The organism is Mycoplasma anseris ATCC 49234 (genome assembly GCF_000702805.1).
GTDB lineage: Bacteria > Bacillota_I > Bacilli_A > Mycoplasmatales > Metamycoplasmataceae > Metamycoplasma > Metamycoplasma anseris.
The window spans coordinates 18,133-40,070 of sequence record NZ_JNJX01000007.1 but is presented as its reverse complement, the minus strand read 5'-3'; the positions used below and the strand labels follow the sequence as shown (position 1 = coordinate 40,070).

The 21,938-nt window shown below is 25.1% G+C and carries 21 protein-coding genes; 9 read left to right on the top strand and 12 right to left on the bottom strand.

Translation table 4 applies throughout. The features are described from left to right. Positions 1–104: 104 nt before the first annotated feature. Positions 105–524: a hypothetical protein gene (locus T401_RS0102230; protein WP_033178861.1), complete on the bottom strand. Its 420-nt coding sequence runs from the start codon at positions 522–524 to the stop codon at positions 105–107. Positions 525–702: 178 nt separating this feature from the next. On the opposite strand from T401_RS0102230, the gene T401_RS06875 reads away from it, so the two are divergent. The 6 genes from T401_RS06875 to T401_RS06870 are packed head-to-tail and all read left to right on the top strand — an operon-like array spanning position 703 to position 8,204. Beyond that, positions 703–2,076: a glycine--tRNA ligase gene (locus tag T401_RS06875; RefSeq protein ID WP_033178860.1), complete on the top strand. Its 1,374-nt coding sequence runs from the start codon at positions 703–705 to the stop codon at positions 2,074–2,076. Positions 2,077–2,084: 8 nt separating this feature from the next. Then, the gene (gene dnaG, locus T401_RS0102220) at positions 2,085–3,899 is read left to right on the top strand and encodes a DNA primase (protein WP_052169662.1); all 1,815 of its coding nucleotides are present in this window, start codon (positions 2,085–2,087) and stop codon (positions 3,897–3,899) included. A gap of 12 nt (positions 3,900–3,911) precedes the next feature. Further along, on the top strand, positions 3,912–5,459 hold the full coding sequence (locus tag T401_RS0102215; RefSeq protein WP_052169661.1) for an RNA polymerase sigma factor: 1,548 nt from the start codon (positions 3,912–3,914) through the stop codon (positions 5,457–5,459). A gap of 12 nt (positions 5,460–5,471) precedes the next feature. Continuing rightward, entirely contained in the window at positions 5,472–6,320 is an 849-nt protein-coding gene (locus T401_RS0102210) for a deoxyribonuclease IV (protein WP_033178859.1), read from the top strand. A 10-nt stretch (positions 6,321–6,330) separates the two neighbouring features. Beyond that, positions 6,331–7,308, top strand: a complete 978-nt coding sequence (locus tag T401_RS0102205) for an ABC transporter ATP-binding protein (protein WP_052169660.1) — start codon at positions 6,331–6,333, stop codon at positions 7,306–7,308. Next, a complete protein-coding gene (locus tag T401_RS06870; RefSeq protein WP_033178858.1) occupies positions 7,308–8,204 on the top strand; it encodes an ABC transporter permease in 897 nt (298 codons plus the stop codon). Before T401_RS0102205 ends, T401_RS06870 begins: the two co-directional genes overlap by 1 nt. Before the next feature lie 38 nt (positions 8,205–8,242). Here T401_RS06870 and T401_RS0102195 read toward each other — a convergent pair whose 3' ends face one another. The 6 genes from T401_RS0102195 to holA form a co-directional block, all read right to left on the bottom strand. Further along, a complete protein-coding gene (locus tag T401_RS0102195) occupies positions 8,243–9,289 on the bottom strand; it encodes an aminopeptidase P family protein (RefSeq protein ID WP_033178857.1) in 1,047 nt (348 codons plus the stop codon). Between the two features lie 17 nt (positions 9,290–9,306). Continuing rightward, positions 9,307–9,459, bottom strand: coding sequence for a 50S ribosomal protein L33 (gene rpmG / locus T401_RS0102190; RefSeq protein WP_033178856.1), 153 nt, complete (start codon positions 9,457–9,459; stop codon positions 9,307–9,309). 133 nt (positions 9,460–9,592) lie between these two features. Then, the gene (gene pgsA / locus T401_RS06865) at positions 9,593–10,573 is read right to left on the bottom strand and encodes a CDP-diacylglycerol--glycerol-3-phosphate 3-phosphatidyltransferase (RefSeq protein ID WP_052169659.1); all 981 of its coding nucleotides are present in this window, start codon (positions 10,571–10,573) and stop codon (positions 9,593–9,595) included. Continuing rightward, positions 10,560–11,135: an MHJ_0274 family protein gene (locus T401_RS06860; protein ID WP_033178855.1), complete on the bottom strand. Its 576-nt coding sequence runs from the start codon at positions 11,133–11,135 to the stop codon at positions 10,560–10,562. The genes pgsA and T401_RS06860 overlap by 14 nt, the downstream gene beginning before the upstream one ends. Positions 11,136–11,204: 69 nt before the next feature. Continuing rightward, a complete protein-coding gene (locus T401_RS0102175; protein ID WP_033178854.1) occupies positions 11,205–12,755 on the bottom strand; it encodes an alpha-amylase family glycosyl hydrolase in 1,551 nt (516 codons plus the stop codon). 6 nt (positions 12,756–12,761) lie between these two features. Further along, positions 12,762–13,724: a DNA polymerase III subunit delta gene (holA, locus tag T401_RS0102170; RefSeq protein WP_033178853.1), complete on the bottom strand. Its 963-nt coding sequence runs from the start codon at positions 13,722–13,724 to the stop codon at positions 12,762–12,764. A 107-nt stretch (positions 13,725–13,831) separates the two neighbouring features. Here holA and T401_RS0102165 point away from each other — a divergent pair, with 107 nt between their 5' ends. From T401_RS0102165 to T401_RS0102155, 3 genes are all read left to right on the top strand, one after another. After that, positions 13,832–14,566, top strand: coding sequence for a YebC/PmpR family DNA-binding transcriptional regulator (locus T401_RS0102165; RefSeq protein WP_033178852.1), 735 nt, complete (start codon positions 13,832–13,834; stop codon positions 14,564–14,566). A 96-nt stretch (positions 14,567–14,662) separates the two neighbouring features. Then, positions 14,663–15,157 carry an MAG0490 family ComEA-like DNA-binding protein gene (locus tag T401_RS0102160; RefSeq protein WP_033178851.1) on the top strand — a complete coding sequence of 165 codons (495 nt, stop codon included), beginning with the start codon at positions 14,663–14,665 and terminating at the stop codon, positions 15,155–15,157. Then, positions 15,082–16,455, top strand: coding sequence for an MAG0480 family ComEC-like protein (locus T401_RS0102155; protein ID WP_033178850.1), 1,374 nt, complete (start codon positions 15,082–15,084; stop codon positions 16,453–16,455). Before T401_RS0102160 ends, T401_RS0102155 begins: the two co-directional genes overlap by 76 nt. On the opposite strand, the gene ligA is transcribed toward T401_RS0102155, so the two are convergent. The 5 genes from ligA to T401_RS06855 all read right to left on the bottom strand — a co-directional run bounded on the left by ligA (position 16,412) and on the right by T401_RS06855 (position 21,907). Continuing rightward, positions 16,412–18,412 carry an NAD-dependent DNA ligase LigA gene (gene ligA, locus T401_RS0102150; RefSeq protein WP_033178849.1) on the bottom strand — a complete coding sequence of 667 codons (2,001 nt, stop codon included), beginning with the start codon at positions 18,410–18,412 and terminating at the stop codon, positions 16,412–16,414. The genes T401_RS0102155 and ligA overlap by 44 nt on opposite strands. Before the next feature lies 1 nt (position 18,413). After that, a complete protein-coding gene (locus T401_RS0102145) occupies positions 18,414–19,358 on the bottom strand; it encodes an energy-coupling factor transporter transmembrane component T family protein (RefSeq protein ID WP_033178848.1) in 945 nt (314 codons plus the stop codon). A 2-nt stretch (positions 19,359–19,360) separates the two neighbouring features. Continuing rightward, positions 19,361–20,365: an ATP-binding cassette domain-containing protein gene (locus tag T401_RS0102140; protein WP_033178847.1), complete on the bottom strand. Its 1,005-nt coding sequence runs from the start codon at positions 20,363–20,365 to the stop codon at positions 19,361–19,363. After that, complete coding sequence (locus T401_RS0102135) at positions 20,341–21,153, bottom strand: energy-coupling factor transporter ATPase (RefSeq protein WP_033178846.1); 813 nt, start codon at positions 21,151–21,153, stop codon at positions 20,341–20,343. Before T401_RS0102135 ends, T401_RS0102140 begins: the two co-directional genes overlap by 25 nt. A gap of 106 nt (positions 21,154–21,259) precedes the next feature. Next, a complete protein-coding gene (locus T401_RS06855) occupies positions 21,260–21,907 on the bottom strand; it encodes a deoxynucleoside kinase (protein ID WP_033178845.1) in 648 nt (215 codons plus the stop codon). Positions 21,908–21,938: the final 31 nt, after the last annotated feature.

Here is a 21,938-nt window from a genome sequence, read left to right as displayed (position 1 = left end):
TTAATATAATCATAATATAATTATAAAATGAAAAGTTCCTTAAATTGAACAAATTCAACTATCAAATATTGTTCAAGGATAATAAAAGCAAAAAATTATTGAATTTAATTATTGTTTTTTGACTCAATTATTTCTAAATTTTTAACTTCAATTGAATAATCTATTGAAGAACCATAAAGATCAAATTTATAGAAATTAAACATTCTTCTGTAATGATGTTTATTTGTTTTTTGGGCTAAATAATAAAGAATTGAACAAATCTTTTTTCTGCCTTTTATAAGGGTAATAACAATTAATGCTCCAATCATAAAAAATACAAGCCCAATTGCAACATAAATACCAATCATACATTGATTAACAATATTGTGGTCATCAATATTTGATATCATTATTCCAACACAAACAAACATTAAAATCATTGGTAAAAATGAACCAAAACTAAAAATGTTAGAAATAATATACAAAGCATAATATGAACGTTTCTTCTTGTTATCTAATAATGTTTTTAATTTTATTTTTTCCATAAATCTCCTATTTTTTAATTTTATCTAATTTTTAATAAAATTCTTTAGATTTTAATTTTCAACTATATTTACCTAATTCACCACATTATTTTATTAAAAATATAAATATTTTAATAAATAGTAGTAAAATTTTAAATATTTATGTTGAAGAATGAACATAAATCAAGGAGCCTACTATATGAATGATAATAACCAAAAAAACTTGCAAGAAATTATTAATCATTTGAAAATTTCAGGTTTTGTTTATCAAAATGCTGAAATTTATGGTGGTGTAGTTAATACTTGAGATTATGGTAATTTAGCTACCCAAATGATGACTGAAATCAAAAGAATGTGAATCAAAGAATTTATTAGAAAAGAAAATAACTATCAAATTGATTCAAAAATCATTACTAACCCTTTAATTTGAAAAGCTAGTGGTCATATTGATAACTTTACTGACTTTTTGATTGAAAATAAAATCAATGGTAAAAGATACCGTGCTGATCATTTAGTAAAAGAATTATTTCCTGAAATAAACGTTGAAAAAGCAACCTTTAGTGAATTAGAAGAAATCATTACTAAAAACGTTAAGAAATATGATGGCGAAAAAACAGAATGAACCTCAATTAGACCTTTTAATTTAATGTTTAAAACTCAAATGGGTGCAATCGATACAACTGCTAACCAAACTTATTTAAGACCAGAAACAGCTCAAGGAATTTTTGTAAACTTTAAAAATGTTTTAAGAACAACCAGAGCAAAATTGCCATTTGGAATTGGCCAAATTGGAAAAAGTTTTCGAAATGAAATCACTCCAAGAGATTTTATTTTTAGAACAAGAGAATTTGAACAAATGGAATTAGAATTTTTCTGCTTACCTGAACAAGATGAAAAATTTTATCAATACTGAATTAAGAAATGCGAAGAATTTGTTAAATTACTTGGTATTAAAACTCAAAACATAAGAATTAGACCACATGAAAAAGAAGAATTAAGCCATTATTCAAAAGGAACAAGTGACATTGAATATCTATTTCCTTTTGGATGAGGTGAATTATTAGGAATTGCTAATCGTGGTAATTATGACCTTTCCCAACACATGAAATATTCAAATGAAAGTTTAGAATATTTAACAGATGAAGGACAGAAAATAATTCCTCACGTAATTGAACCATCAATTGGTTTAGATCGTTTATTGTTTGCAATATTAATTGATGCTTATGAAAAAGAAGTATTAGAAAACGACGAAAGAGTAGTCTTAAAACTTGATTATAATATTGCTCCTTATCAATTAGCAGTATTTCCATTAATGAAAAAAATTAATGAAAAAGCTAAAGAAGTATATAAGGATTTATTAAACAGCACTGATTTGAGATTAATTTATGATGAAGCTGGTTCTATTGGAAAAAGATACCGTCGTCAAGATGCAATTGGTACCCCTTTTGCTATTACAATTGATTTCGATACTTTAGAAGATGAAACAGTAACAATTAGACACCGTGATACTATGGAACAAGAAAGGATAAAAATTTCAGAAATTAAAAATTATTTAGATAAATATATAAAATAAGGAGTTTAATGGATCAAAACATTTGAAAACAAGTATTAGAAAAAACGGATATTATAAATATTATTGGTGAATTTTTACCATTACAAAAAAATGGTAAAAACTTTCGTGCATGTTGTCCATTTCATGGCGAAAAAACCCCATCATTTATAGTAAGTCCTGAAAAACAAATCTTTACTTGTTTTGGTTGTGGGAAAACTGGTAATGCCTTAAAATTTTTAGAATTATATAAAAATATTTCTGCGATTGATGCTTTGGAAATATTGGCAAAAAAAGTTAATATTAACATCGATCAATATAAACAAAGCAGAACTAATTTACCAGTTTTTGATGAAAATCAATTAATGCTTTTAGAAATTAATAAAGAAGCTAATAATTTCTTTCAATACCATTTGTTAATTAATCATAATGATGAATTAATTCAATTTATGAAAAAAAGAAATTTAACCAAAGAAATTGTAAAAGAATTTGAAATTGGATATGCTTCTGAAGAAAAAAGTATTTATCAATTTTTAAAAGAAAGAAATTTTAGTGACCAATTTTTAATTAATTCTTCCCTTGTAAGCAAAAATAATATTGAGCGAAATTTCTTCATAAAAAGATTGATGTTTCCAATTAAAAATGAAAATGGCAATATTGTCGCCTTTTCTGGAAGAGATATAACTGGTTTTTCTGAAACCAAATATTTAAATTCAGCTGAAACCATTGTATTTAGCAAAAATAAAACATTATTTAACTTTTTTAAGGCTAAAAATGCAATTACTAGTCAAAAAGAAGTTTATTTAGTAGAAGGGCAATTTGATTGTATTGCACTTCACAAGGCAAATATTACAAATACAGTTGCCTTAATGGGAACACATTTTAGCGAATACCATTTAAATTTATTAAAAAATTGCAAAATTAATTTATTTTTAGATAGTGATAATGCTGGAAAAAAAGCCACCTTAAAAAATTTAAAAATAATTTTGTTTTTTGCAAATAAATATAATTTGAAAGTAAATTTTGTAATTAACCTTTTAAATAAAGACCCAGATGAATTATTTAATATTGACAATGGAAAAACTTTAATAAAGGTTGCTAATAATAAAATTGATTTAAATGAATTTCTATATTTAAATTACTTTCAAAACCAACCCAAAAATTTATTAGATGAACAAAAAACAATTATTTATCGTGAAATGTTTGAATATCTTTTTTATCTAGATGATCAATTAAAATTAATTTTTAAACAAAAAGTAATTGAAAATGGCTTTTTAAATATTGAAAGCTATGATTCATTTTATAAACAATATTGCAAGCCTAATTTTCCAAGTGATTTTAATTTTAAAAGAATTGTTCAAAATAGCCAATCCAAAACTAATAAAGAAATTATTAAAGCAAATTCAATCAATAATGATATAAAAATCAATAAAAACTCAAATAATAAGAGACAATCAATTATCAATTGCTTTGGACGAACTGCTGATTTTTATATGATTTTGAAATCAATTTTAAAACAACCTAGCTTAATAAATAAATTTGAAACAAACACTTTTTCTTCATTTGTTAATTACAACCAAAAACATTTAGAAATTAGATTATTGATTAGTTATGTTGTTGATTTAATAAAGACCAAGAAATACGATGGTAATTACAATAATTTAACTGAAATTATTACAAATGATAGCAACTTATCAGAAATGCATAAACAAAGTCATTTAAAAACCCTTGCAACCCTAACTGATTTAAATGTACTTAAAGATTTAGAACAAGATGAATTTAATAACAAAATTAAAGAAATTACTACTGAAAAACCAAGCAATATTAAAAAGTTATTAAAACATTAAGAAAGGAAAATTATGGCTAAAACTGATTTAGATTTATCCATTGATTTAGTAACAAAGAAAATCCAGGATGAATTAAAGAAAATCCAAAGTAAAAATAAACAGAAAACTTCTTTTAATCAAGAAGAAATTTTTAGCTTATTGGAAAAGAAAAAACTTTATATTGATGAAGCTGAAACTGATGCTTTATTTGAAAAACTAATGGAAGAAAACATATTAAGTGTTGATGTGGATTTTGGGGATGATGATGACATTAGTGAAACAGATTTTTTAGACAATATTAAACAAAAAAACAAAAAAGAAAAGAAATCTTTTGTTGAAGAAGATGATGAAGAAGATGAAATTTTAGAAGAAGCTGAAGAAGAATTTGATGAATCTAAAATGGATTTTGAAGATGAAGAAATTGATGATAATGAAGAATTAGACGTTGATTCAGAATTTGATGATAGTAGTGTTCGTATTAGTGATGAAGAAGACGAAGATGAAGAATTAATAAATGACGAAGAAGAACAATATTTACCTAAATTAGAATCTGAATTGGATGATTATGAAGATTTTAATGCTGAAAGTCTTTTAAAAGAATATGATGATTATGACATTAAACTTGATGAAAAACAATTAAATCTAAAAGATGATAATGTTCTTTCAAACAAATTGACTGAAACTAATGATATCGTAAAATGATATATGCGTTGAATTGGAAAATATGGTAAATTATTAACCCCAAAAGAAGAACTAGAATTAGCCCAAAAAATGGAAAAAGCGTTAGAAAAGGGTGACTATTATCGTTTTAAAAGAGCTAGAGATATGCTTGTAAAAAGAAATTTAAGATTAGTTATAAATAATGCTAAAAGATATAAAAATAGAGGCTTAAGCTTTATTGATTTAATTTCTGAAGGTAATTCAGGAATCATGAAAGCAGTTTCTAAATTTGATTATCACAAAGGTTATAAATTTTCAACCTATGCTACTTGATGAATAAGACAAGCAATAACAAGAGCAGTGGCTGACCAAGCAAGAACAATTAGGGTCCCAGTTCATATGGTTGAAACAATTAACAAAATTCTTAAAATCGAAAGAGAATTACAACAAGAATTAGGTTATCCCCCAACTGATGAAGAAATAGCAAAAAAATATGGGGGTGATTTCACTGCTGAAAAAGTAAGATACATTAGAAAAATTAACATCGACCCAATTAGTTTAGATAAAAACATTGGAAAAGAAGAAAACTCAAGTTTTAGTGATTTTGTAAAAGATGAAACCGTAATGAGTCCAACTGATTATGCTTCTCATGAAGAATTAAGTGTGATTCTTGATGAAATGCTAGAAAATAGTTTAGATAAAGACGATAGAATTTTAATTAGAAAACGTTTTGGAATTGGAAAAGATGAAAATGGTGAAACTTATCGTCCTCACACTTTAGATGAATTGGCAAAAGAAATGAATTTAACTAAAGAAAAAGTAAGACAACTTGAAACTAAAATATTACGTAAATTAAAACATCCTCAAAAACGCAAAAAATTAAAAGAATATTTCTTAAATGAAAGTTATGATATTGATTAAGAAAGGATAAAAATGATTAAATTAGGGAGTCATGTTTCTTTTAAAAGTCCCAATTATTTAGTTGGGGCAATTGAAGAAAGTTTAAACAACAATGCCAATTGTGCGATGATCTATTTAGGACCGCCACAAAATACCATTCGAGCTGATGTTTCGAAATATCAATATGAAGAATATAAATTAAAATATCAGTCTAAAATCAAAGAAGAGGATATTGTTGTTCATGCTCCTTATATCATTAATGCAGCAAGTGTTATTAAACACAAGTTTGCAGAAGATTTTTTAATAAAAGAAATTCAAAGAATGAATTATATTAATGCTAAATGATTAGTATTGCATCCTGGTTCAGCAACGCAATTTGAACGTAAAGAGTCTTTAGATGTTTTGATTCATACTTTAAAAAATGTTATTGCTAAAACTAAAGATGTTGTTATTTGTTTAGAAACAATGGCAGGTAAAGGTAGTGAAGTTTGCAAAACATTTGAAGAAATTCAATATGTTTTAAAAGGTTTAAATTATCACCCTAGAGTTGCCATTTGTTTAGATACTTGTCATATTTGAGATGGTGGATATGATATTACTAAATATGAAGAATTTAAGACATATTTAAAAACTAATGATTTATTAAAACACGTCAAAGTAATTCATTTAAATGATTCTTTAAATGTCTTAAATTCACACAAAGATCGTCATGCTAATATTGGCAAAGGATATATTGGCAAAAACGCCTTACAAAAATTTGTCTTTGATAAAGATTTTGATAATATTCCGATTATTTTAGAAACTCCTTATATCAATAATCAAAGTCCATATAAAGAAGAAATTGCTTTACTTTTAAATAAAGAAGAAGAAAAATTATTTTAAAGAGGTTAAAATGAGGCAAGAAAATAACCAATTACAAATAAGCAAGCAAAATCCATTAGCAATTGAAATTAAAAACCTTAGAAAAAGTTTTAAGAAAAACTTAGCATTAAATGATTTATCTTTTAGTGTTAAAAAAGGTGAACTTTTTGGTTTTTTAGGCTTAAATGGGGCCGGCAAATCAACTACTTTAAATATCATATTAGGATTATTAAATAAAGATGACGGAACCATTTTAATTAATGGAGTTGACGCTTCTAAAGATATCATTAATATCAAAAAAAGCATTGGAATTGTTTTTCAAGAATCAATTTTAGATGCCAAATTAAGTGTTGTTCAAAACTTAACAACAAGAGCTTCTTTATATAGTTCTTATTTTGGTAAAGAAAAAGGCTTGAAACAAATTGTTCAAGAAATTATGGACGAATTTCAATTAAATGAAATTGCAAACCGTGAATATGGAAAATTGAGTGGTGGGCAAAAAAGAAGAGTTGATATTGCTAGAGCTTTAGTTCATAAACCAAGCATCTTGTTTTTAGATGAGCCAACAACTGGATTGGATCCAAGTTCAAGAAAATTGGTGTGAGATATCTTATGAAAAATTCAAAAAGAAAGAAAACTAACTATTTTATTAACAACTCACTATATGGAAGAAGCCAATAACTGTGATTATGCAATTATTATTGAAAAAGGAAATAAATTAGCAGAAGGTACACCGGCTAGTTTAAAAACTGAATATGCTACAGCCATGGTAAAACTTTATGGTGAGCAAATTAATCCTTATTTAAAAAATATTGCTGAAATTGCAAAAGGTTTTATTAGTTGAGAAACTTCTTCAGATGTTAATATCTTAAGATTTAAAACATATCAAGAAGCAAAAGATTTTGTTAAAAATAATTTAGATTTAATAAGTGATTATGAACTTTTAAAAGGTGATATGGATGAAGTCTTTTTAAACGTAACCAATGCCTTTAAAAAAGGAGGCAAGTAATGACACAAATGTGAAGACTATTTAAAAGAAATTGTCTTTGTTTTATCAAAGAACCTAAAAGAATTTTTATAACCGCATTAAGCCCATTAATTGTCTTTTTATGCTTTATTTTATTTGCTAAAAACATTTATAAAGAACAATTAGGCTTTGCTTTTAAAACACAAGAAGTATATGATGGACTTTATTTATTTAGTGAAGATGCCAAAAAAATGCTTCAAAATGAATATGCTGATTGGTTTTTATTAATAGGTTTAATTACCGTAACAACCTTTACTAATGCACTTGCAATATCTTCAGTAATGGTTTCTGATGCTGAAAAGAAAGTTTTAAATGACTTATTTATCACTCCAGTTAGATCTTCGGTTATTAGGTTTAGTTATTTGTTCTTTAACATTGTTGTGAATATGGTAATAACTAGCTTTATTTATTTAGTAACCTTAGGTTGAATGGGAATTGATCATACTTTAACCTTTAGTGTTAATGTTGGATTTAGAATATGAGGAATTGCAATGCTTGGTTGTTTATTTAATTCAGCCATGATCGTCTTCTTTATTAGCTATGTTAAAAACATTGGGGTTTATTCAGCTTTAAACTCAGTCTTATCAATGGTAGCTGGCTTTTTAACTGGGGCATTTGTTCCTTTAAACACTTTACCAAGAGCCGTTGCTGAAACTACTTCTTTATTTCCAACTACTCAAATCGGAAATCTAATTAGAGGATCATTGTTAGATGGTAAACATGTCTTTTTAAATAGTGCAGCTAATAGTCGGGCATTTTTCTTCTGAATGAAACCTGAATCAATTGAATTATGACATATGGCATTATTTGTCGGCATAATGACAATCTTCTTCTTAGTATTAAACTTTACTGTTTCATACAATCGCAAAAGAAAATAAAAAATAGAAGTTTCCGGATACTTCTATTTTTTATTATTTTATTTATAATCTTCAGGTCTACTTAATACTTTTGAACCATCTTTAGTAACATAAATTGTGTCTTCGATTCTAGCCCCGCCTAAACCTTCAACATAAATTCCAGGTTCGACAGTAATTACCATACCTTCTTCTAAAATAACGCCTGCGCCACCTCTACCAACTCCTGGTAGTTCATGAACATCAATACCAACTCCATGTCCTGTTGAATGAGTAAAGAATTGACCATATCCTTGTTGTTCAATATAATCGCGGCAAATCTTGTCAATATCTTGGGTTGAAACTCCAGGTTTTACAGCAAGTCTTCCTTGTTTTTGAGCTTCTTTAACAATATCAAGAATTTTTACTAATTCTGGACTTTTTGGTTTTTGACCAAAGAAGAATGTTCTAGTAATATCACTTGCTCATCCTTCGAATTGAGCACCAAAATCAACTTTAACAATGTCACCATCTTGTAGTTTTCTTGAAGTTGGATGGTGGTGTGGTTCAGCTGCATTTTCACCAAAGGCAATAATTGAATCAAAGCATTCTTTTTCAGCGCCAAATAGTCTCATTAAATAACCTAATTTATTTGATGCTTCTAATTCAGTCATGCCAACTTTTAATAGTTTTTTTAATTCTTCAAATGCTTGTAAAGAAATATCACAAGCTTCTTGAATTTTTGCAATTTCCTCTTCATCTTTATGAATTCTTAATAATTGGGCTTGAATTTTTACAAATTCCGCATGTGGTAAAACTTCTTTAAAATAATCAAAGGTTTGTAGATTTAAATAATCTTTTTCAACAGCTACTTTTTTATATCCTTTTTTAACTAAAAATTCTGTAAAAGAACCTTTTTGAAGTAGTTTTACTTCGACATTTTTGGCATTTTTAGTTACATATTCAATGTATCTTCCATCAACAAATAAATATGCTTTATTGGGTTCAATTACTAAATAACCATCAGAAGTTTGAACGTTTGAATATCATAATCTTGTTTGAGGAGATTCCGCAATAATTGCTTCAACTTTAGTTTCACTAAAGATTTTTTCTAATTCTGTTCTTATCATTTATTTCTCCTAAAGATTTATTTTTTTTCTTTGTGAGTTGTATGTCCATTACATTTTGCACAATATTTGGTTACTTCCATTTTTTCTGGATGTAATTTTTTGTTTTTCTTTGTAATGTAATTTTCCATTTTACAAGTTTCACATCTTAATGTTAATCCTTCTCTTGGCATAATTTCCTCCTATATATAGTAGATTAATTTAAATTAATAATAATATTATATATTAAATATATAAAAAAACAAAAAAAGCTATTTTGCATAGGCAGTATTAGATAAAAAAATCTCTCAATACGAGAGATAATCATTAATCAAAGAAATCGGGGTTTTCTTCAAAAATTGATTCATTTAAATTAACTGAACTTGAATTATTTTCTAAAACTTTATTTTCTGAATCAGGGGTTAGTTGTTCTTCTTTTTCTAATTCAAGTTCATTAGTTTTTATAATTTCAAGCTCTTTTGATTTAACTACTTCAGAATCATCATTTTTATTAGTTTTAGCTTGATTTTTTGATTCTTCAATTGCTTTATTTTCGGCAATTAATTTTTTGTGTTTTTCTTCTAAATCTTCAGTAATGCCTTTTAAGTATTTTTTCATGTAAATAATTCCACTAACTCAAGCAATTACTAAACCTAAAATTAAAGGAATGTTTACATAAATTAAATAATTTTCATATCTTGGACTTTGATCGGTTGGTGTTTCAATAAATACTTTTGATAATCAAGGAGCAGAAACAGCAATTACTACAATTGCTAATGTTACAATGATAGTCTTGATTTTTCCTCATCAATTAGCTTTGATTTCAATATTTTTCTTAGTAGCAAATACCCGGCAACCATCAACCAAAATATCTCTTACAATGAATAAAATTACAATTGGTAAATAAGTGAAATTATAAATCGCTAAAAACATTAACATTAAATTAGTTGCAATCTTGTCAGCAATTGGGTCAAATACTTTTCCAAAAGCTGTAACAGTTTTAGTTTTTCTAGCAATAAAACCATCAGCTCAATCAGTAATCATAGCAGCCACAAAAATAACAATATTAATTCAATATAATGCAGATAGCGCTACTTTATTTTCTGAACCATAAAAATTGATTTTCCCATTTTCAACTAGATATCCAAAAAAAGAACCATTTTTTGTGATTAGTGCAAAAACAACACACATAATTACAATAAAAGGAATCATTAATAACAATCTAGAAATAGTAAGTCAATTAGCAGTTCCAAATTTTTTTGTGATTTTTATTTTAGCAGCAGCTTTATGTTCTCTAGTTTTTTTCATAAAATTGTCTTTCTATTGATTCATTTGATAAAACAATGCATTCTTCTTTACGATCTGATTCTGGAACAGTTTTAAATTGATCTTTGAAATAAGCAATTGTTTCAGGGATTTTTTTGTCTCATAAATTAGCATTTGTAACACATAATAATTCTGTTTGTTCCACAAAGCTTGTATATTGTTCATTATTAACAAATGTTGAAGCAAAATCATCTCTTTCAATTAATTTTTTAATTAATTTTTTGCTTCCATCTCTTATTTCACGCATTTTTGTTTCACCAATTGAAACAACAAATTTTTCTAATTCTTTTTCAGTGTAAAGAATAATTTGATTAATAGTTATTACATATTCATAGAATTTCTTACGATCTTCAATTTGTTTTTTTTGTTCAATTTTTTGCAATTTTCTTTTTTGAACCTTACCTTTTACTACTTTTCAAATAATTCAAGCAAGTACTGCAACCAATAAAATTGCTAAAATTGCTCAAATAATTCCCATTGCTGGTTTATTTTCATTTCCCTTTTCTAAACCAACAGCAGCATCATATAATATTTTCGAATTCATATCGCTCCTTAATTAATAATAAAATTATAAATAAAAACAAAATATTAAAATTAAAAACTTTATATTAACTTATTCTTCATCTTCATTTTCAATATTTTTTGTTTTAATAAGAATAAAACTTTCAAAGGGTGATAAAACCTTATCAATGCTTGAATAAAATTTGTTTACATAAGAACTAGACAAAATTTTTCAATCTGAATAAATGAAGTTTTTATGTCATACTTTAAAAGTATTTGCAAAATTAATGATAAAACTAATTTTTGTTTTTTGAAATTCTCTTGTTATTTGAATAATTTTTCCAAAATTACCATCTTTTTTAATTTTTCCCTTTGAAAATATGTTTTTGGTTTTTTCATTATTAATCAAATTAGTTAAAAAGACTCAAAAATTTAATGGACTAAAAGGATCGTTTTGTTGTAATAAAACATTATTTTTTTTGTAATTTAAAGCTACTATTTTGCTTATCTCATTATTGTTTGAAAAACCCCCATTATTTTTTGCTGTTCAACTCATTAATGTTTCGTTATTTACTTGATCTAAATATTGTCTAATTTGACTGTATTGATCATTTTTAATGTTTTTTGATTCATAATATCTTTTTTGTTCATTATAATCAATGTCATTAAAATCGGATTGTTTGTTAATTTGAGCCCTTAATGTGCCTAATTCATCACCATAATATAAAGCGATTGAGTTTTTTGCTGCAAATAGCAACATCATAAATGATTTAATAGCTTCAGAATAAAAAGCCTTTTCATCGCCTCATTTAGAATTTAGTCGGCCCCATTTACCATCATTTAATCCCAAAATGAAACGATGATCATTTAAATAAGGGAAAAGTGTTTGTTTAATCTTCTTATAAGTTAATTTTGGCATGTTTGAATAAGGAAGTGAGGGGTGAATACCAATTTTGGCAAAATGAGTTAAATACATATAATCAAATACACGTTCATTTTGTTTTGACATTTTTTTATAAATAAGAGGATGATGATTTGAAGAGGCTAAAATTATCATGTTTTTATTGTCAATTCGTTTGATGATTTTGTAAAGATCTTTTAAAAAAGAAAAATTCTCTGATTCTTTGTATGAAATAAGAAATTCAAAATTTTTTAAAATAAAAACATTTATGCCGCATTGATAATAAAAATTAATTACTTTTTCAAAGTATAAAACTAAATTTGCCAATTTAGTAATGCTTGTTTGTTGGTTTTGATAATCATTAATTAAATATGAATCAATTGTTGCTAAATTAATTAAATTGCTATCATTTTTTTTATTGCTATAAAGGTTCATCATGTTATATCAATTCATATAAGCTTGTTTTAAATTTAATAAATCAATTATTGGCGCGCAATATATTTCTTGTTGTTTAAAAGTTTCATTCATATTTTTAAATTCCGCCATTGACCCATAATGTTGATGAATAAATTCCAAGTCTTTTTGGTTTTCAAAAATCTTTAAAATGTCATCAAAAGCAATTACATCAACATTTAAAAATTTAAAATAATTTTGCTTTGAAATAATTCCGGCAAAATCCCCTGTTCCTGAATCATTAGAATCTTTAAAGGATTCAATTTTTAGCTCATACAAAATTATTCTTCTTGTATTTTTTAACACCATTACTCCTTATTTGATTAATTCTAAAATAAATGTATTTAAAGCATTTTCTTCATCAATCTTGCCATTTTTTATATCATAATCTAAATTAGCTAATTGATTAATTAAAAATTTAATTTTTTCATAACCTATTTTAATTAAAAAAGTATTAAATAATTTAATTCTAAAAATATGAATTTTTAATTCCTTAGCAATTGTTTCTAAATCTTTTTTTTGACTTTTTAATAAATATATATTTTGAACATCATTTAAAACATTAGCAATTTGATTTAGAATATTGCTTGGGCTAACACCATATTCTAATTGTTCTTGATATTTTTTGATAATTACTTTTTCATTATAAAATTTTAAAAGTTCATTAGTAAAAGCAAAATCAATATTATTTGACAATGACAAATTATTATCTCTAACCATTTGTTCAGTAATAAATTTATCTTCTAACATTAATTTATTGATCTCATTAGTAATCAATTCAATGTTATTGGGCATATTGTTTAAAAGTTCAATTAATGCTGTTTGCTCAATCTTGCCACCTTGTTCAATTACATAATTATTTATAAATGAGAAAAGTGATTTATCATTTAATTTTTCAACTGTAATTTTAATCGCTTCTTTATTTAAGAATTCAAACAGTAAAGAAGCAGAAAAACTCTTGTCATATTTTTCTTGAAACTTAGTAAAAATGATTAGCAAATCATTAGAAGATTTCTTTAACAAATCGATAATGTCTTCTAAAGTTTGTTTATTTGTTTTATTTTTTGCATTTAAAATATTCAATTCTTTCAAAAGAATAATTTTCTTAGAAGAAAAAATGTCGTTTGTATCAATTAAACTAATTAATTCTTCAACATCCAAATCAAAAGAATAATTAAAAATTTGAATATCCAAGCCATTATTCTTTTTAAAATCTAAAACTAATTCTTCAACTTTTTTATCAATAAAATATTGTTCATTTCCAACTATTAAATACATAAATTTTATTATACTCTAAAAGCTATTAAAATCGATAAAACATTATGAGCGAAAAAAATTTTGATATAATAAAATAAGTTTTTTAAACTTAAAAATAGGAGCTAATTATGTCAGGACATTCAAAATGAGCAACAACTAAAAACCACAAAGCAGCAATGGATGCAAAAAGATCAAAAATGTTCCAAAAATTTTCAAAGGAAATTATTGTAGCAGCGACCCTTGGTGGTCCTGATATTGATTCTAACCCAGCTTTAAAATTGGCAGTTGCTAAAGCTAAAGCTAAATCAATGCCAAAAGCAAACATTGAAAAAGCAATTGCTAAAGTAGCGGGCGGCAACAAAGATGCAGCTAATTTCCAACCATATATTTATTCTGGAACAGCTTTTGGGGGAATTAATTTTATTGTTAACTGTTTAACCGACAATTTTAATCGTTTAAGTTCAAATATCAAACATTATTTCAATAAATACAATGGACAATTAGGAAAATCTGGTTCAATTCCTTACATGTTTGATCAACTAGGAGTTATTGAATTTGAAAAAAACTTAGCCAATGAAGATGAAGTAATGATGGTTGCCTTAGATAATGGTGCAAGTGATTTTAAAGTTGAAGATAATTTATATGTAATTTATTCTGAACCAAGTAATTTTTCAACATTAAAACAAGCTATTGATGAAGCATTCAATATTGAAAATTATTCAACAGCTGAAGTAACTTATATCCCTAATACATATGTGGATGTTGATAATCAAAAAGCAGAACAAATTGAAAATTTTGTCTCTTTTTTAGAAGATGATGAAGATGTTCAAGAAGTTTTCCACAATGCTAATTTAGTTGAATAACAAGAAGGAACTTTATTTCCTTCTTTTTTCTTTATTTTTTCTCATTTTGAAAAATAACTTTAATCTTTAATTTAAACTTCCAATAAAGGAGGTTAAATGAAAATTAAAAACAAATTTGTTTTATGGACCAGTTTATTTATAATTTCCTCTTTTGCAATTTTGACAGTATTATTGATTTTTAAAAAAGAAGCATTATTTTTTAAAAAAGAACAACAAATTACTGATCAGTATGTTTTTGTAAAAATAAAAGGAGCCGTCAAAACTCCAAATGAATTAAAGGTTAAAAAGGGAATAAAAATTGTTGAAATATTAAGAATGATTGAAATAGATGAATTTGCTGAAATTCATTCGCTTAATTTAAATCAAAAGATTGAAAATGATTTTATCTTATACATTCCTTTTAAGACAAAAATCCCTTTTAATAAAATTAAGAATATTGAATTCCTTTTAGCTTTAAAAATAAAATCTGATGTTGCCAAAGAAATTTTGAAATTAAAAAATAAGGATAATTTAAATTGAAAAGATTTTCTTTCAATAAAGGGTCTTGGAAATATTACTTTGGAAAAATTAAAAGATCATCTAATTATTTAAATTTCTATACCCAAAGTTTTTTAGCATCGATATTCCTATTATTAGCTTTAATAACTAAGGAAAAAATAATTTTTTATGCTTTGTTTTCAATCTTAATTTTATTAAATCTTTTAAACTGAAGATTTTTTGTTAGTTTTTGTATTCAATTTATTTTAATATTTTTACTTTGAAATTTTAAAATGGAATCCCATGAACTTAAAGAAACGGAGATTCAGGGCTATTTTCGGATTGAAAAAATAATGAATAATGCAGTTGTTTTGAATTACAAAGGTTTTAACATTTCAGTTTATTCAAATAATTTAAATCTTAAAGTTAATGATATTGTTACTACCAATTTAAAAATAATAAAAATAAAAAACATTGGTTTTTTTGAACTTTCTCAAAAAATTTTTTATAAAGCAACATATGATGAATTAAAATACATCGAACATTTTTATAGTTTAAATGAAAAATTATTGAACAATCATGGTCAATATTCAAAAACTTTTCTTAGCCTTTTATTATTTGGAAATAAAGATGAATATTCAAAAGACTTGTTTAATCAAATGATAAATATAAATGTCGCTCATTTATTTGTAATTAGTGGTATTCATTTATCTTTTTTATATTTTCTCATTTCAAAGATTTTAAAATTATTGAAAATAAATAAACATTTTCTTAGAATTATAAACTTTCTTTTATTATTTCTTTATTTGATATTTTTAAATTTTCAAATCTCAGCACTAAGAGCTTTTTGATTTCTTTTGATCTTTAAAATGAATAAATGATATTTTAAAGGAAAGTTTAATAAATTTGATATTTTAAGTTTTGTTTGTCTGTTTTTTCTTTTAATTGATCCTTTATGATTATTTAATATTTCATTCCTGTTCTCATTTTCAATATCATTCTTTGTTTTAATTAATGTAGATATTTTTTCAAATATCAAATATGAATGAAAAAGAAATATATTAATTATATTTGCCACCTTTTTTATAGGCTTATTACATTCTTTATTTTTAAGTAAACAAATATCAGTTTTAGGATGTTTTTATCAAATCTTATTGACTCCAATTGTTATTTTTTCTTATTTAATTTCGCCGTTTTTTATCTATTTTAAAATAAGTTCTGAATTGTATTTCAATTTACTAAATAGTGTTTTAGAAATCTTAACAAAAGCTAATGTTAAAATCAATTTACCATTTAAACCAAACAATTACGTTTTATTATTATTGTCTTTATATGCTTTATTATTTCTAAATGAAAAAAATAGAGAAATTAATCTCCATTTATCATTTTTTCAAAAATATCTTCATCAATAATTGGAACATTTAATTCCTTAGCTTTTTTCAATTTACTTCCTGGTTCTAAACCCATTAATAAATAAGAAGTGTTCTTAGAAACAGAATTAGCAATATTGCCACCATTTTCAATGATCTGTTTTTCAAAATATGTTCTTGATTTACTTAATGTCCCAGTAATGACAAAGGTCTTATTTTGTAATAAATTTGTTTTAAAACTCTCTTCATAAACAGCGTTAATTCCCATATTTAATAGTTGATTGACTAAATCGATATTTTCTTGTTTATTTACTCATTCATTTAAAGAATTAACTATTTTTTCACCAATTTCATTGTATTGAATTAAATCATTAAAATTAAAATCTAAAAAACAGTTTAAACTTTGAACTTTTGATGCTATAAATTTAGCCACTTTGGCACCAATATGTTTTATTGAAAAAGCAAAAATCAATTTATTTAATGGGTTTTTCTTTGAAAGTTCAATTGAGTTCAAGATATTCATTACTGATTTATGCCCAAATCTTTCAATTTTTAATATTTCATCTTTTTTATCTTTCAAAGTATAAAAATCAATTAATTTAGTTATTAATTTATTTTCAATAAAAATTTCAATATTTTTTTCACCTAAAGAATTAATATCCATGGCATCTTTTGAAGTAAAATGAATCATTTTCTTTTTAAAAATTTCAGGGCAATTTTCATTTAAACAATATTGCTCTAATGATGTATCACTATCAACTAATAAATGAGCACAATAAGGGCAGGAATCTATTTTTTTAAAATAATCTTCTTTAGCTTTTTTATTAACTAAACCAATTACACATGGAATTATTTCCCCAGCCTTTTTAATATAAACTAAATCATTTAAATTTAGATTCAAATCCTTTACATATTGGAAATTGTTCAAGGTGGCAAAATTAATCTTGCTTCCTGATAAATAAACTGGTTCCAATTCAGCATTATAAGTAACTAAACCGGTTCTACCAACTGTAGCAAAAATTCTTTTTAAAACAGTGGTTTCAGTATTGGGTTCATATTTAAAAGCAATTGCAGAATGAGGGAACTTTACAGTTGAGCCAAGTTCATCATAGTATTCCAATTCATTTAATTTAATGACAATACCATCAGTCTCATAATCCAAGGAAGTTTTAATTTGTTTAAATCATGTAATATATTGCTCTATTTCGGCAAGACTCTTTACTACTCTTGTTTCATTAGTTATAGAAAAACCTAAATTGCTTAAAAAATCAAATGACTGTTTCATTGTTTGGATATTATGTTTTAAAGGGTCAACAACGTAATAAATAAAAGCCGATAGATTTCTTTCTTTTACAATTAAAGGATCTAATTGTCTTAATGTTCCAGCTGCTCCATTTCTTGGATTAGCCATTTTTGGCTTATTTTGTGATTCAAGAATCTTATTTAATTGATTAAAATCATTTAAAGCTAAATATACCTCACCCCGAACTTCTAAATCATCTAAACATTGAATTGTTAATGGAATATTTTTTAATTGTTTTATATTTTCAGTAACATCTTCACCAATAATTCCATCACCTCTAGTTACAGCTTGAACTAATTTTCCGTTTTTGTATTTAAGTGAAATAGATAATCCGTCAATTTTTGGTTCAATATAAAATGAAAAATCTAGTGTTATTTTTTTTATGTTATTAATAAACTTCTCAATTTCATCAAGGGAATATGCCTTGTTTAAAGAAAGCATTGGTTTATCATGTGCTACTTTTTGAAAATTGTCTGATGCCTTGGCATTGATTTTTTGAGTAGGCGAGTTTATTAATTCTTCATAAGTAAAATAATTAGCATATTGTTCTTCTAATTTTTTTAGTCTTAAAATTTCTTTGTCATAAATTGCATCTTCAACAATTGGATTATCATGGTTGTAATAAGCATCATCTCAGTAATTAATTTTTTCTTGAAGTTCAAATACTTCTTTTCTTATTTTTTCTTTTTCTGTCATATTAAACCTTTTGAAATGTCATGATTCATCATGAAGGTAATGGAATTGATTGAATTTGACAAACGATTACTAAAATGGTGCTTAATATTAAAATATTTAAAACTAGTACATCTCTTCAATTTAAAATTAATTGACGATAAAAACTTCTTTTTGCATATGGTTCATATCCTCTTGAAGTCATTGCTTCTGAAAGATCATTAGCCTTAGTAAATGAAGACACAAACAAAGGAACAATTAAGACAATAAATGATTTACTTTTATCTTTCAAACTACCATTTTTAAAATCTATTCCCCGTGAGCTTTGAGCTTTCATTATTCTTCCAGCCTCTTCTAGTAATGTTGGAATAAATCTTAAGGCTACAGAAATAATTCTTGTAATAATTTCTGTTGGTATTTTAATTAATTTTAAAGGTCAAAGAATATCATTTATAGCTCTTGTTAATAAAACAGGTTTAGTTGAAATAGTTAAAATCGTTGTTGTTAAAATAACTCCATAGATTCTTACAAAAATAGAAACAGTTCTAATAATAGCAAATTTGGTTAATTGAAATGGTTTATCTGCTCCAAAAGGCGCTCAATAAATATCATTTATAATTAATTGTCCACGATAAAAAGTAAATGTATCTACACTAGAATTATTTGACATTGGAATAAAAGGGGTGTCACCATTTGTAATTGCTCCTTTTATTGTAAGCATGTTGACTATTAAAAGAAAAATAGCAATATAAAGTGGCATTCTTAATTTTAAAAATAATGATTTAAAAGATTTAGTAGCAATTAAATAAGTAATCATTATTATTGAAATTAATATTCCCAAAGTAATAAAATGATCTGCTATGAAAAATAAAACAATAAATAATATATTTGCCAAAAATTTCAAACGAGGATCTAATCGATGCACAAATGTATCAATATTCAAATATTTACCAATAATATTTTTTTGCATAATTATTCCTCCTTATTTAAAATCTGATTTAATTTATTGGCCAAATCTTCAATACTAGTTACTCTACCAACATTAATTCCATTTTCATTCAATTTATTGGCAAATGAAAGTAATTTAGTTGGAATAAGGTTATTTTCTTTTAAAAACTCATCATCATTTAATACCCGATAAGTATTATCATCACGAATAATCTTTCCTTCTTTAATAAAAATTGTACGATTTGTTCATTTTAAGGCATTATCTAAATCATGAGTAACAATAATAATTGTCTTTCCTTCAAGGTATAAGTTATGAAATAAATTAAGCATTTCTTCCACGCCTTGAGGATCTAGCCCAGCTGTTGGTTCATCCAGAATTAAAAATTTAGGTTCCATTGCTAAAATACCAGCAAGTGCTACCCTTCTTTTTTGTCCTCCTGATAAATTAAAAGGGCTTCTTTTTAGGTATTCTTCAGGCAATCCAACCATTTTTATGTATTTTGAAGCTAATTCTTTGGCTTCAGTTTTTTTCATTCCCATGGAAACTGGTCCAAAAATAATATCTTTTTCAATTGTTGATTCAAACAATTGATATTCAGCAAATTGAAAGACAACTCCAACTTGTTTTCTTAATGATTTAATTTTTTTGATTTTTTTAATTGTCTTAGCAACATTAATATCAACATTAACTATTTCAATTCTTTGATCTTTTGGAGTTTGTTTATATTTAGTTAACTGAATTTCATATTCTTTTAATTGCTCATTATAATTTCCAGTTTTCTTAGATGGTTTTTTTGGTTTTGTTATTTTTTGTTTAAAAGGAACATCAATAAAATTGATTATTCCAGCATCGGGGATTAATAAGGCATTTAAATGTTCAATAAATGTTGTCTTTCCACTTCCAGTTGGACCAATAATAGAAATTGCTTCACCTTCATTTATATTAACTGAAATTTCATCTAAAACTTTTATATATCCAGGAGATTTTTTATTGTATTCTTTTGTTATTTTATTGACTTTAATTTGCATAACTGTTTAATTAAATCTCCTTCCTCATATGTTGGTTCAACTCCTTTTATCATTTCGCTTAATTTATAAATAAAAGGTGAATCAATTTTGGCTATTTCAATAATTTCTTTATTTTTTAAAATTTCAATTGGACTCCCTTGAGCAATAACCTGTCCTTTTGAAAAGACAATTAGTTTGTCAGCTAACAATGCCTCATCCATATCATGTGTAATTGAAATTAATGTTTTGTTGGTTTTTTTATGAAGATCATGAATAATTTTATAAATATCACTTCTACCTTTTGGATCTAACATTGAAGTAATTTCATCAAAGATAATAATTTTGGGATCCAAAGCAAGAGTAGAAGCAATTGCCACTCTTTGTTTTTGCCCACCACTTAAATATTGAGGCTCACGATCTAAAAAATCACCCATGCCAACTTCATTTGCAAATTTGTGCACAATATTTTTCATCGTGTCAACATCTAACATTTTATTTTCTAAACCAAAAGCAATATCATCTTCAACAGTAGAACCAATAAACTGGTTATCAGGATTTTGAAAAACAATTCCGATTTTTTTTCTAATTTCTAATAAATTATCAACATTTAATTCAATGTCATCAATTATTATTTTGCCACTTGATGCTTTATAAATTGCTGATAATAATTTAGAAAAAGTACTTTTTCCAGAACCATTATGACCTAAAATTGCAACATATTTACCATCTTCAATGGTCAAATCAATATTGTTTAAAGCTAAGTTCTTCGCTCCTGGGTATTTATAACATAATTTTTTAATTTCAATCATAATAAAAATTATAAATAATTTTTTTTAAAAAAATAGATACTTATAAATTTGTAAAAAGGGAGATAAAAAAATGGTGAATATGAAATTCCCATTTTTTTAAAACAAATTATTTATTAAAGGTATCGATAATATTCTTTGCTTCTTCAAATACTTCTTTTTCACTTTTATTATTTGTATCAATAATTACATATTTCAAATCAAATCTTTTTGCAATTTCTTTAAAGATTTTTAAATAATTTTCATGAAGATTTTTAAAGTATTGATAATTTAAATCTCAATTATCAATTTCACTTTCTCTTCCTCTTTCAAAAATTCTCTTTTTAAAAGTATCAAAAGATATATCTAAATATATAGCCAAATCCGGCAATTCATCCTTACTAATTAATTTTTCAAACAAGGCATCATATGCTTCTAAATACTTTGGCTCTTTTTCGGACAAAATCAATTTAGCAAAAATGTAGTGTTCAATTGAAAATCGATCAAGAAAAATATGATCATTTTCTCAATTTCTTTTCTTTTTATTAAATTCTTTTACTAATTCATTAAATTTAGTTGTGTGGTTTTCAACAATATATGACTGAAAGCCAATTGTTAAATTTGGTTTTTTTTCATATAATCATTTTAAAAAAGTATTAAAAACCTCATCGTTTTCTTCAAATTCATGCAACATGATTGAAGTTTTATAATGCTTATGTAGTTTATCGGATAAACTACTTTTTCCAGCTGCTATCATTCCACTAATTCCTATAATCACAATCCATCCTCCAATATCAATTTTATTTTGT